Source organism: Solirubrobacter phytolaccae (assembly GCF_027587195.1).
Taxonomy (GTDB): Bacteria; Actinomycetota; Thermoleophilia; order Solirubrobacterales; family Solirubrobacteraceae; genus Solirubrobacter; species Solirubrobacter phytolaccae.
The window spans coordinates 80,443-92,997 of record NZ_JAPDDP010000003.1 but is presented as its reverse complement, the minus strand read 5'-3'; the positions used below and the strand labels follow the sequence as shown (position 1 = coordinate 92,997).

Sequence of the window (12,555 nt, the reverse complement as noted above, 5' to 3'; positions counted from 1 at the left end):
CCTAATACCTATCAGACCAGTCGGAATAGCGCTGCCTCACGCTCGGCGCTCATCGGCTTGGGCCGGAACTCCGAGCGCCAGTCGTGCAGCTCGTCCGCGCCGCCGTTTTCCAGCCAGGAGCGGACATCCCGCACGGTTTCGAGGACCGGTCGCGTGGTCAGCCCGGCCGCCTGTGCCCGGGTCGTGTCGACGCGCCAGGTTCCCTCATATTTCGCCGGAAGCCACATCGGCAGCTCCGTCCACTCCTCGATCTCGGCCTCGATCAGCTTCTCGTCGGGGAGCCAGACCAGCTCCGCGTCGCCGGCGGCCGTGAGCAGCTCGCCCCAGGAGGTCTGCCCGATCGGCCCGGTCCCGTTGAACGTCCCGCTGACGCGTTGCTCGGCCAGGTCCACGAGGAACCGCGCGAGGTCCCGCGCGTCGATGATCTGCATGCTGCGCTCCGGGGCGCCGGGCGCCGGGACCTTCCCACCCCGCATGATCCGGCTCACCCACCACGGCAGCCGGAACACGTTGTCGTGCGGGCCGACGATGAGCCCGGCGCGCACGGTCGCGAAGCGCCCGTCCATCGCGGCGTGCGCCGCGCGCTCGGCCGCCGCCTTGCCCTGCCCGTAGCCCTCGCCGTCCTGCCACGTCGGCGAGTCCTCGTCCACCGGCTTGTCGGGCCAGTCCGGGTACACGTTGCAGCTGGAGACGAACACGTAGTGCCCGAGATCGAGGCTCGCGCTGGCCTGCACCGGCTCGGGATCGAAGCCGGACGTGTCGATCGCGGCGTCCCAATGACGGTTGTGGAGCGGGGTGAGGTCGGCGCGGTCGCCTTTGACGTGCTCGACGTCCGGATGCGCGGCGCCGTGCAGTCCGCGCGTGTAGATCGTGACGTCGTGGCCGCGAGCAACAGCCTCGTTGACGACGTGGCGGCCGAGGAACACGGTGCCGCCGAGGACGAGCAGTTCCATGACGCGCAACTTATCAGTTGCGCGTGCCTACGGGAGTCCGTGCTCGAGCGCGCCCTTCACCGAAGCGTCCAGCGCATTGAGCCGGTAGAGCGCGAGCGCCTCCGCCGAGCCGAACCGCCGCCCCGGGGCACCGTCAGCCCCGTGGTGGGTCAACACGCAGTGCAGCAGCGCCAGCCGCCGGTCGTCCGGCAACGAGTAGGGCTCGAGCAACTGCTGGCTCAGCACGATGTGGCCCAGTAGGCGGCCCGCGTCGGACAACCCGATCTCGGCGCCGTACGTGAACTCGCGCGTCTTGCCGAGGTCGTGCACCAAAGCGGCCGTGATGAGCAGGTCCGAGTTCAGCCGCGGGTGCAGCTGGCACGCCTCCAGAGCCAGAGTCCCCACCGCGACCGTGTGCTCGAGCAAGCCGCCCAGATACGCGTGATGGCCGGCCCGCGTGCACGGCGCGCGGCGCCACTCGGCCCGCAGCGTCGCGTCGCCCAGCAAGGCGTCCAGCAGTCCCCGGTAGGCCGGATCGTGCACCTCGCGCGCCAGGTGCTCGAGGAACCCGTCGAGCTCGTCCAGGTCCCGGTAGGCGACCGGCAGGAAGGCGGACGGGTCCGAGGCCTCGACCTTCATGATCGCCCGGACCTCGAGCTGGAGCTCCTCGCGGAAGCGCTCGACGCGGCCCGCGACACGGACCAGGTCGCCCTTCTCGAAGCGGCCCGCCAGCACGTCGGCGTCGCGGAACGCGCGGCCCGGGATCGTCCCGGTCTTGTCGCGGAACTCCAGCGCCAGGTAGGGCGAGCCGGAGCGGGCGGTCAGGCGGTCCTTGCGCGAGCAGGCGAAGACCGCGTCGACGTTGTCTCCGGCGCGGAGGGAGGCGATCGTGGTCTCGGTGGGGGCGGTCATCGCGGAAGGGCTCCATCTTGACGCGGTACCGTGAACTCATGCAGCCGCTGCGCTGGGAGCGCCGTCCAGATGGTCTGCGAGCACCCGCGCTCGTCTGTGCCTTCAAGGGCTGGAACGACGCGGGTGAGTCCGCGACGTCGGCCCTTACGTTCGTGGCTTCGAGCCTCGGTGCCGAGTCGTTCGCGAAGATCGACCCGGAGGAGTTCGTCGACTTCCAGAACACGCGCCCGCTGGTGCGGCTGGAGGACGGCGTCACGCGCAGGATCGACTGGCCGGAGTACGAGCTGCACGCCGTGCGGATCCCGCGCGCGCCGCGTGACCTCGTGCTGCTCTCCGGCCCCGAGCCCGCGTTCCGCTGGCGCACGTTCAGCCGCACGGTCGTGGATCTGGCCGAGGCGCTCGGCGTCCAGATGGCCGTGCTGCTCGGCGCGCTGCTGGCCGACGTGCCGCACTCGCGTCCCGTCTCGGTGACGGCCCACGCGTCCGATCCGGGCCTCGTCGAGCGGCTCGCGCTCACGCCGCCGACCTACGAGGGCCCGACCGGCATCGTCGGCGTGCTCCACCAGGCCTTCACGGACGCCGGCCTGCCCGCCGCCTCGCTGTGGGCGGCCGTGCCGCACTACGTCGCCGTCGCGCCGAACCCGAAGGGCGCGCTCGCGCTGCTGCGGCGCCTGGAATCGCTCGTCGGCGTGACCGTCGACGCGACCGACCTCGAGGACGCGGCCACCGAGTACGAGACCCAGGTCTCCCGCGCCGTCGAGCTGGACCCCGACGTGCAGGCGTTCGTGGAACGCCTCGAGCGCGCCGCCGACGAGGAATCCGGCCGTCCCGACCCGGGCAGCCTCCCGTCCGGCGACGTGATCGCCCGCGAGTTCCAGCGCTTCCTGCGCCAACGCGGATCTGACGCTTAGCGCTCGGCGGCCGGACACGCGATCCGGTAGTCGCACATCGAGCAGGCCGCCCACGACGGGGTCGGCTCGAAGCCCTGCGACAGGATCCCGTCGGCGACCGTCATCACCGTCTCGGTGATCCAGTCGCGGTCCCGCTCGGAGCGCTCGACGGGCACCTTCTCGTCGTCGAGCACGTAGTAGTAGGCCTGGGAGGCGGCGTCGAGCTCCCACGACTCGCGCGCGCCGACCGCATACAGGGACAGCTGCACGTCCTCGCGCAGCTGCGCGGGGGTCTTCGGGCGCCCGGTCTTGTAGTCGATCAGCTCGTAGCCGCCGTCCGGCTTGCGGTCGACCCGGTCGACCCGGCCGCGCAGCACGTGCGGCCCCATCCGGAACTGGAAGGAGCGCTCGAACCACATCGGCTCGCCGTCCTCCTCCTTGAAGCGGTCGTGGTAGCGGACGAGCGCCGAGGTGGCCTTCGCGCGGAACTGGCGCTCCTCCTCGGAGTCGCCGAAGCCGCCGCGCCGCCAGCCGGCCTCGAGCAGCCCGAGCATCTCCGGGAGCCCGGCGTCGGTGGCGCCGTGGTAGCGCTCGAGCACCTGGTGGACGAGGATGCCGAACCGCTGGTTCATGGTCGGCTCGCTCGGGATCCGGAACACGCGCGCGAACTTGTACTTGAGCGGGCACGAGCGGTAGCTCTCGATGTCGGTCGCGCTCAGCAGCAGCCCGTCGCCGCGCCGGGGCAGGAACGGCTCCAGCGACGGCTCGTTGCGCTTGGCCACGGCGCGCGCCCGCGCCTGCTCGTCGCGCTCGGCGTCCAGCAGGTACTCGTCCAGCGCGCTGGTCTCGAAGATCTCCTTCTGCTCGGAGGTCGCGGCCTGCAGCAGCCGGATGTTGACCTCGGGCAGCGCCTCCTCGACCGACAGCTCGCCGGACCGCGTGCGCTCGAGCAGCGCGCTGAGCTTCAGCAGCTCCAGGTACCGCACGACCGCGTGCGACACGTCCAAGTCGGTGTCGAAGCGCAGCTCGCCGAGCCGCCCGCCGACCTGCGCGACCGTCGTCAGCAGCTCGTCGCGCAGGAGCCGGAACGTCGACTGCAGCGTCTCCGCCGGCCCGAACAGCTCCTCCTCGCGCGGCTCCCACTCGCCGCCGACCGCGAGCCGCGCGTCCTCGGCGAACGGCGACGGCTGCTGTACGGCGCCCTTGTCCGTCTTCTCCGGGTACGCGAGCACGAGCCGCGTCCGCGCGCGGGTCATCCCCACGTGCAGCAGGCGCCGCATCCCGGCGGCGTGGGTCGACCGCGAGGCGCGCGGGAGCGACTCCTTGAGCAGCGCGTCGGCGATCGGCTCGAGCGTCTGGCGCCGCGGGCCCGGCATCCGCGCGCTCATGAGGCCGAGGACGAAGACGTGCTCGAACTCGTGGCCCTTCGCGTCGTGCATCGTCATCACGCGCACGCCCCGCGCGGATTCGGCGCCCGTCGCCTCCTCCTCGCGCAGCCCCGCGTCCGCCACGGCCGCGATCGAGCGGGCGAACTCGCGTGCGGTGGCGTTCGGCGCGCGGCGCACGTAGGCGGCGGCGATCTCCGCGAAGCGCGCGAGGTTGCGCAGCCGCTCGACCACCTCGGTCGTGGCCGCGAACAGCAGCTGCCGGCGCAGGCCGAGCCGCTCGATCAGCCGGTGCACGTAGAGGTCCGGGCGCGTGGTGTCGATCGCGCCCGCGGCGCTCCGGTAGAGCTTGAGGAAGACCTGGATGCGGTCGCGCGCCTCGGGCGGGATCTGCGGCGACTCGAGCGCCGCGCTCAAAGCCGCGACCATGTCCAGCTTGCGCCGGCGCGCGATCTGGGTCACCCGCGCGAGGTCGACCGCACGCAGCTCCACCGGCGACCGCGCCAGCGCCCGCACCACCGCGCCCGCGTCACCCGGGTCGACCAGCAGCCGCAGCCACGCGATCAGGTCGCGGATCTCGGCGCGCTGGAAGAACGCGGCGGCGCCGGACAGGTAGTACGGCACGGCGCGCTCCTCGAACGCGACCCCCACGGCCTGACCCTCCGCGCGGACGGAGCGCACCAGCACGCAGATGTCCTCCGGAGCGCACGCGCCGCGGGCGATCAGCCGCTCGACGTCCGCCGCGACGGCCTGGGCCTGCGCGCGCTCGGACGCGCAGCGCCAGAACGCGACTTCACCCTCGGCGGCGTCCTCGGCCGGCTGCAGCGTCTTCTCCAGCCGGTCCTCGATCGGCTCGACCACCGCCTGGGCGGCCACGACCACCTGGCGGGACGAGCGCAGCGAGGTGTCCAGCCGCACGATCGTCGCCAGCGGCCACTCGGCCCGGAAGTCGCGGACGTTCTTGGTCGCCGCGCCGCGGTAGCGGTGGATCGCCTGGTCGTCGTCGGCGAACGCGCTGATCCCGCCGTGCTCGGCGACGAGCAGCCGCAGGAGCAGGCCCTGGGCGAAGCTGGCGTCCTGGAGTTCGTCCACCAGCACGTGCCGGTAGCGCTGGGCGAGCCGGGCGCGGACGTGTGGCTTCTCGCGCAGGAGCCGGAACGCGTGCAGGACGAGGTCGCCCGTGTCCAGCGCGCCCGCTTCGCCCAGCAGCGCGTCGTGGGCGGCGAACAGCGCCGCGAACTCACGCTCGCGGGCGCCGAGCGGGTCCTCCGGTAGTCGCGCGGCCCAGGCGCGGTAGTCCGCCGCGGAGACCAGCTCCTCCTTCAGGTGGTCGATCCGGCGGACGATCTCGCCGAGCGTCGCCGACGGGTTGCCGCGCAGGTCGTGATGGCGCAGCGGCAGCGCGTTGATGTGCTCGAGCAGCATCGCGAGCCGGTCGGCGGCCGCGACCGGCGTGGCGAATGGGTCCACGCCCGCTTCGAGCGCCTCGTCGCGCAGGAGCCGCGCGCACAGACCGCTGAACGTGGTGACCGACAGCTCGTCGTAGGAGACCGTCAGGCGCGACTCGATCCGCTCACGCAGGGCGTCGGCGTCCAGCGTCAGCGCGAGCAGCTCGTCCGGCGGGCGCAGGGCCGCGAGGCGCACGAAGCGCTCGACCAGCGCGGTCGTCTTGCCCGTGCCGGCGCCACCGAGGACGAGGAGCGGGCCGCCGGCATGTTCGACGGCCTCGCGCTGGGCGGAGGTCGGCTCGAGCACGGCAGGCACCGCCGTAGGATAGGCCCGCATGGCCGCCGACTCAGCCCCTGACTGGCTTGGAGCGTGTCGGCGATCCGCCGATGCCATCCGAGCGATGCTCGCCGACCGCCCGACGATCGCCGAGCGGGTCAAGGAGACCGGCACCCGCGGCGAGGGCGGTGACAAGACGCTGCTGATCGACGCGGCGGCCGAGGACTTCGTCTTCGCCGAGCTCGAGAAGCTCCACGACGCGGGCGCCCGGTTCACGGCGATCAGCGAGGAGCGCGGGACCGTGGACTTCGGCGATCCGCACCGGCTCGTCGTGATCGACCCGATCGACGGCTCGGTCAACGCCAAGCGCGGACTGCCGCATCACGCGCTGTCGATCGCGGTGGCCGAGGGCGCAACCATGGCTGACGTCGTGTTCGGGTTCGTACAGGACTTCGGGCCCGACGAGGAGTGGGTCGCGACCCGCGGCGAGGGCGCGCTGCTCGACGGCGTCCCCCTCGACGGCTCGATCGTCGAGCGCCGCACGCGCGACGGCAAGCTCGAGGTGCTCGGCATCGAGTCGGCCGATCCGCGCTGGGTCGCGCAGTCCGCCGACGTGCTGGTGGAGACCGCGCACCGGCTGCGCGCGATCGGCGCGATCGCCGTGTCCCTATGCCAGGTTGCGGCCGGTCGCTTCGACGCGATGGCCTCGCTCAAGCGCTGCCGGGCCGTGGACGCGGCCGCGGCGCAGCTGATCGTCCGCGAGGCGGGCGGGATCGTCGAGTTCGTCACCTACGACGACCCGCTGGCCGCGCCGCTGGACCTCGAGCCGCGCTCGCCGGTGATCGCCGCACGCACGCAGGCGGGCATCGAGGACATGCGTCGCGTACCCGCCTGGCCTTAGGGTTCGCGAAGCCCGCCCTGGCATGCTGGGCCAGGTGATCGACTGGAAGCTCGCCGGCACCGTCGCCCGCGGCGTCGCCAACCTGCAGCCCGCCGGCAACCCGGGACCGTTCGAGCAGCTGGCCGGGCCGGCCGCGGAGGCCGAGCGTCTCGTCTCCGCCTACACCGGCCTCGTGCCCGCGCAGCCGGTCCCGGTCGCCGAGGCGATCGAACGGCCCGGCTGGATCGACGCCAACCTCGCCTCGCTGGGGACCGTGCTCGAGCCGACCACGCAGCGGATCGGCGGCAAGCTCGGCCCGCTCGGGGTCGTGGCCGGCGGCGTGATGGCGATCGAGGCGGGCGCGATCAGCGGTTTCCTCGCCGGGCGCGTGCTCGGCCAGTACGAGTTCCCCGTACTCGAGCCCGACCGCCCCGCGCGGCTGCTGTTCGTCACGCCGAACCTCGCGCAGGCCGCGGAGGCGCTCGAGGCGCCCGCCGACCAGCTCCTGCGCTGGGTCGCGCTGCACGAGATGACGCACGCGCTGCAGTTCGGTGGCGTCCCGTGGCTGCGTGAGCACCTCGCCGGGATGCTGCGCGAGCTGCTGGACGCGCTGCAGATGAACCCGGGCTCGCTGCTGCGTGTGCCGGATGTCACAGACCTCAAGAAGCTCGTCGAGCGGCTGCGCGAGGACGGGCTCGCGACGGTGATGATCGGTGAGGACAAGCGTGAGACGCTCGATCGCGTCCAGGCCTTCATGGCCGTGCTCGAGGGGTACGCCGAGCACGTCATGGACGCGGTCGGCGCGGACGTCCTCGACGACCTGCCCGCGCTCCGCAGCGCCCTGCAGCGCCGGCGCCGGGACCGCTCTGGCCTGCTGAAGCTGCTGGAACGGCTGATCGGCATGGACCTCAAGCTGCGCCAGTACGAGCTGGGCAAGGAGTTCTGCGACGCGGTGGTCGCGCAGGCCGGCATCGACGGTCTCAACCGGGTCTGGATCTCGCCCGAGACCATGCCCGCGTGGTCTGAGCTCAGCGATCCGTCCGGGTGGCTCAACCGCACGCAGCCGGTCGAACCCGCGTTCTGATCCGCACAAACTTTTGGGGAGTTTACGGCTCGTTCACGGCTGGTATCCCAGTTAGTGCTACAAACTGAGGCACGCAGTTGTAACCCGTCCAGGGCTTCGGTTTACGTACATATGTTCGGCCCGTATCTGTGAGCGAGGCGAACATAGTTTCTGAACGCGAACAAGGGCAGGGGTTGAGCCATATGGCCGAGAACACCACCACCACTTCCACCACGACGAAGCCGAGCGCCAAGAAGCCGGCGGCTGCCAAGCGCACGCCGAAGGCGAAGGCCGCCGCGAAGCGTAAGTCGGCCGCGCGCCGCGCGACGGCGACCACGCCGTCGCGCACCACGGGTCGTCGGGTCCGCACGCAGGCCAAGAACGAGACGCGTACCGCCGCTTCGGCGCAGGCGCGCGCCGCTCGCATCACGGCCGAGCAGGGCAAGTCGCTGGCCGAGCGCGCCGCGCTCACCTACGTCGGCGCCACGCTCGAGGTGCGCGATCGCGTCCTCGGCGCCGCCACGACGGTCGTCGACACGCTCGGCAGCCGCAAGTCGGCCGAGCGTGAGCTCAACAAGCTGCAGGGCCGCGCCGAGCGCCGTGGCGTGAAGGCTCGCAACCAGCTCGAGCGCGACGTCAAGAAGGCCCGCACGCGCGTCGAGCGCACCGTGCGCCGCAACCGCAACGCCGTCGAGCGCGACGCCTCGCGCCGCGGCAACGTGGTCACGGAGCAGCTGGCCGGCGTCTCCTCGCGCGTCGAAGGTGTCGCCCAGGTCGGCGTCGCCACCGTCTCCCGCGTGGGCACGCTCGCGAAGGACCGGGTCACCGCGCTCGTGTAGGACCGATTTCCCCCGCCCGCACCGGAGAGGGTGCGGCCTTGCGGGTAAGCCTGCCGACCTCATATCCCGTCGGTGGGACTCACTGGGTCCACCAGTGGGTGTAGCACCCTCTCCTCCCTCAGCCGCCGCTCCCGTTTTGGGGGCGGCGGTGGTGTTTAAGGGGAGATCCACGCTCCCTGGTTCGGCGGTCCTGGGATGTCGATACTTGGTCTGATGATGGATCGCGTCCAGCTCGCCGACTTCCTACGCACCCGGCGCGAGGCGCTCCGGCCCGAGGATGTCGGGTTCGGCTCCGGTGCGCGGCGCCGCACCAAGGGCCTGCGACGCGAGGAGGTGGCGATGCTCGCGCACATGTCCACCGACTACTACGCGCGGCTGGAGCAGCAGCGGAGCCCGCAGCCGTCCGAGCAGATGCTCGCGGCGCTCGCCCGTGCCCTCCGGCTCAGTCAGGACGAGCGGGATCACCTGTTCCGGCTCGGGGGCAAGACGCCCGGTCCGCGGGCGCGGCGCACCGACCACGTCAATCCGGCCCTGATGCGGGTGCTGGACCGGATCGACGCGCCGGCCCAGGTCATGTCCGACCTCGGCGAGACCCTCGTCCAGAACCCGCTGGCGGTCGCGCTCGTCGGCGATCAGACGCGCTTCACCGGCCCGGCGCGCAGCCTGCTGCACCGCTGGTTCACCGATCCCGCCGAGCGCGCGCTCTACGCGCCGGAGGAGCACCTGCAGCACTCCCGCGTCTACGTGGCCTACGCGCGCGGCGTCCTCGCCCGTGACCCCGCGGATGTGCGCGCCGGCGAGATCGTCGAGCTGCTCAAGCTCCACAGCCCCGAGTTCACCGCCCTCTGGGACGAGCACGAGGTGGCCGTCGACTTCAGCGAGCGCAAGCGCTTCGTGCATCCCCGCGTCGGGACTCTGGACCTCCACTGCCAGGAGCTGATCGCCGCCGACGAGGGCCAGGTGCTGCTCGTCTACACCGCTACGCCGGGCACCGACGACTACGACAAGCTCCAGCTGCTGTCGGTGATCGGGACCCAGCAGTTCTCCTGATCCAGGGAGCGGCGATCCCTGGATCAGCGCTCTCTTCAACCGGCGCCCGCGGCGCGCGACGCTCGTCGTATGCCTCGCACCCTCGTCGACATCGACGTCCCCCGTCTGACCGGCAAGCTCGCACTCGTCACCGGCGCCAGCGACGGCCTCGGCCTGGTCCTCGCCGAGCGCCTGGCCGGGGCCGGCGCCGAAGTGCTCATGCCGGTCCGCAATCGGGCCAAGGGGATGACGGCGGCGGACCGCATCCGCGCGAGCGTCCCTGGCGCGGTCGTCCACGTGCGGGAGGTGGATCTCGCCTCGCTGGCCTCGGTCCGGCGGCTTGCCACCGAGCTGGTGGCCGAGGGCCGCCCGATCGACATCCTGGTCAACAACGCGGGTGTGATGACCCCGCCGGAGCGCCGGGAGACCGTCGACGGCTTCGAGCTCCAGCTCGCCACCAATCACCTCGGGCACTTCGCGCTCGCCGGCCGTCTGCTGCCGCTGCTGCGCACCGCGCGGGTGACGACGCAGTCCAGCGTGGCGGCCCGCAGTGGCGGCGTCCACTGGGACGACCCGCAGTGGGAGCGCGGCTACGACACGGACAAGGCGTACGCGAGCTCGAAGATCGCCGTCTCCCTGTTCGGCCTGCAGCTCGACCGCCTCAGCCGCGAGCACGGCTGGGGGCTTACCAGCAACGTCGCCCACCCGGGCATCTCGGCCACCAACCTGCTCGCGTCACATCCCGAGCTGGGCCGCGAGAGCGACACGCGAGCGGTCCGCATCATCCGTCGCGTGGCAACGAGCCGCCTCCCGTTCGGGCAGACCGCCCGAGAAGGCGCGTTGCCCGCGCTCTACGCCGCGACCAGCCCAGACGCCGAGGGCGGCCGGTTCTACGGCCCCAAGGGCTTCCAACACCTCGCGGGCGCGCCTGCCGAGCAGAAGCCCTACAAGCCGATCGCCGACGAGCGGGCGGCCGAGCGTCTGTGGACGCTGTCCGAGCAGCTGACCGGCGTCACCTTCGCTTAGGAGCCGTTTAGCGGGGCGCCCCCGACCGCATATGCGGGGTAACCCTCATGGCACAGATGAGACGGACGTGTGAGTATCCACCCTGCGACATGGACGTAGGGCCCACCGGCATCGCTAGCCGTTTCACTGGCGGCGTGCCCGCGGCCAGACCCCCTCGAGCACGCTTCGGTTAGCGTGCCGGTGGCGCCCGACTCCGTCGCCTCGGTTGCCGTCAGACTGAGCGCCGTGACCCCACGTTCTCGCGGCCCGGCACTGTTCTGGCGCGTCGCCATCGGCAACGCCGCAGTCCTGGCCGTCGCGTGCGTGATCACCGCGTTCGTGTTCGCCCCGAGCGAGACGGACATCGCGCTGCGCGAGTTCGCGATCTTCCTCGGCGGCCTCGCGTCGATGCTCGCCATCAACCTGCTGCTGCTGCGAAGGGCGCTCGGCCCGCTGCGGGAGCTGACCAGCTTCGCGCGCCGGATCGACCCGCTCGAGCCCGGCCTGCGCCTGCAGGTGACGGGCGGCGATTCCGAGGCCACCGAGCTCGCGGACGCGTTCAACGACATGCTCGACCGGCTGGAGGCCGAGCGGCGCGCGAGCGTCGGCCGTGCGCTCGCGGCCCAGGAAGGTGAGCGGCTGCGCGTGGCGCAGGAGCTGCACGACGGCGTCGGGCAGAGCCTCACCGGCGTGGTCCTCCAGCTCGGGCGGGTGGTGCGCGACGTCGACGAAGGCGCCCGCCCGCGCGTCGTCGAGGCCCAGGAGACCGCGCGTGAGAGCCTCGAGGAGGTGCGCCGGATCGCGCGCCGGCTGCGGCCGGAGGCGCTCGACGACCTCGGGCTCGCCAGCGCGCTGCACGTGCTCGGCGAGCGGGTGGCCGAGCACACGGAGCTGCGCGTCGACGTCCACGTCCAGCCCAGCCTGGAGTTCGGCGCCGACGAGGAGCTCGTGCTCTACCGGGTCGCGCAGGAGGCGCTGACGAACGTCGCCCGCCACGCCGGCGCCAAGCGCGCCGAGGTGCGGCTCGAGCGCGCCGCCGGGCGGTCGCGGCTCGAGGTCGACGACGACGGCAGCGGCGTCCCGGGCGAAGCCCAGGAGGGCGGCGGGGTGCTCGGCATGCGCGAGCGGGCGGTACTCGTCGGTGGGACGCTGAAGGTGGCCCGCAGCCCACTCGGGGGCACACGCGTCACCCTTGAGCTTCCCTCATGAGCCTCCAGACCCGAATCATGCTCGCCGACGACCACGCCGTCGTCCGCCGCGGCCTCCGCCTCGTGCTCGAAGGCGAGCCGGACCTGCGCGTGGTCGCGGAGGTCGGCGACGGCGCCGAGGCCGTCGAGCGCGGGCTGCAGGACGACGTGGACCTCGCCGTGCTGGACATCTCGATGCCGCGCATGACCGGCCTGCAGGCCGCGCGCGAGCTGACGAACCGGCGCGAGGGCCTGCGGGTGCTGATCCTCAGCATGCACGACAACGAGCAGTACCTGTTCGAGGCGCTGCGGGCGGGCGCGTCGGGTTACGTGCTCAAGAGCGTCGCCGACCGGGATCTGGTCGAGGCCTGCCGCGCCACGATGCGTGGGGAGCCGTTCCTGTACCCGGGGGCGGTCCGCGCGCTGATGCGCGACTTCGTGGACCGCGCCCGCCGCGGCGAGACGCCGCCCGACGATCCGCTCACCCCGCGCGAGGTCGAGATCGTGAAGCTGATCGCCGAGGCGCGGACGACGCGGGAGATCGCCGGCGATCTCGTGCTGAGCGAGAAAACGGTCGAGCGCCACCGCACGAACATCCTCGCCAAGCTCGGGATGCGCGACCGCGTGGAGCTCGTCCGCTACGCCATCCGGCGTGGACTGGTGGAGCCCTAGTCGCGAAATACGGGGCGGCCCGGATAGACCGGGCCC

11 protein-coding genes are annotated in these 12,555 nt (G+C 72.3%); 8 read left to right on the top strand and 3 right to left on the bottom strand.

Features of this window, described 5'->3' with window-relative positions; all coding sequences use genetic code 11:
* Positions 1–11: 11 nt before the first annotated feature.
* Together OJ997_RS02425 and OJ997_RS02420 are read right to left on the bottom strand one after the other, a co-directional pair.
* Positions 12–953, bottom strand: coding sequence for an NAD-dependent epimerase/dehydratase family protein (locus OJ997_RS02425; RefSeq protein ID WP_270023403.1), 942 nt, complete (start codon positions 951–953; stop codon positions 12–14).
* A gap of 27 nt (positions 954–980) precedes the next feature.
* Positions 981–1,844 (bottom strand): HD domain-containing protein, encoded by an 864-nt coding sequence (locus OJ997_RS02420; RefSeq protein WP_270023402.1) that lies wholly within the window; start codon positions 1,842–1,844, stop codon positions 981–983.
* A 38-nt stretch (positions 1,845–1,882) separates the two neighbouring features.
* Between OJ997_RS02420 and OJ997_RS02415 the strand changes: the two genes are divergently transcribed.
* Complete coding sequence (locus OJ997_RS02415) at positions 1,883–2,755, top strand: PAC2 family protein (protein ID WP_270023401.1); 873 nt, start codon at positions 1,883–1,885, stop codon at positions 2,753–2,755.
* Here the strand turns inward: OJ997_RS02415 and OJ997_RS02410 are convergent.
* Positions 2,752–5,883 carry an ATP-dependent helicase gene (locus tag OJ997_RS02410; RefSeq protein WP_270023400.1) on the bottom strand — a complete coding sequence of 1,044 codons (3,132 nt, stop codon included), beginning with the start codon at positions 5,881–5,883 and terminating at the stop codon, positions 2,752–2,754. The two genes, OJ997_RS02415 and OJ997_RS02410, sit on opposite strands and share 4 nt — an antisense overlap.
* A gap of 85 nt (positions 5,884–5,968) precedes the next feature.
* Between OJ997_RS02410 and OJ997_RS02405 the strand changes: the two genes are divergently transcribed.
* The 7 genes from OJ997_RS02405 (at position 5,969) to OJ997_RS02375 (ending at position 12,519) form a co-directional block, all read left to right on the top strand.
* On the top strand, positions 5,969–6,745 hold the full coding sequence (locus tag OJ997_RS02405; RefSeq protein ID WP_270023399.1) for an inositol monophosphatase family protein: 777 nt from the start codon (positions 5,969–5,971) through the stop codon (positions 6,743–6,745).
* Between the two features lie 22 nt (positions 6,746–6,767).
* Complete coding sequence (locus tag OJ997_RS02400; protein WP_270023398.1) at positions 6,768–7,808, top strand: Rv3626c family coenzyme F420 biosynthesis-associated protein; 1,041 nt, start codon at positions 6,768–6,770, stop codon at positions 7,806–7,808.
* A 182-nt stretch (positions 7,809–7,990) separates the two neighbouring features.
* Positions 7,991–8,626: a hypothetical protein gene (locus tag OJ997_RS02395; RefSeq protein ID WP_270023397.1), complete on the top strand. Its 636-nt coding sequence runs from the start codon at positions 7,991–7,993 to the stop codon at positions 8,624–8,626.
* A 216-nt stretch (positions 8,627–8,842) separates the two neighbouring features.
* Positions 8,843–9,676: a helix-turn-helix transcriptional regulator gene (locus OJ997_RS02390; RefSeq protein ID WP_443732119.1), complete on the top strand. Its 834-nt coding sequence runs from the start codon at positions 8,843–8,845 to the stop codon at positions 9,674–9,676.
* A gap of 69 nt (positions 9,677–9,745) precedes the next feature.
* Positions 9,746–10,681, top strand: a complete 936-nt coding sequence (locus OJ997_RS02385; protein WP_270023395.1) for an SDR family oxidoreductase — start codon at positions 9,746–9,748, stop codon at positions 10,679–10,681.
* A 225-nt stretch (positions 10,682–10,906) separates the two neighbouring features.
* Entirely contained in the window at positions 10,907–11,869 is a 963-nt protein-coding gene (locus tag OJ997_RS02380; RefSeq protein ID WP_270023394.1) for a HAMP domain-containing sensor histidine kinase, read from the top strand.
* The gene (locus OJ997_RS02375; RefSeq protein WP_270023393.1) at positions 11,866–12,519 is read left to right on the top strand and encodes a response regulator; all 654 of its coding nucleotides are present in this window, start codon (positions 11,866–11,868) and stop codon (positions 12,517–12,519) included. The genes OJ997_RS02380 and OJ997_RS02375 overlap by 4 nt, the downstream gene beginning before the upstream one ends.
* Positions 12,520–12,555: the final 36 nt, after the last annotated feature.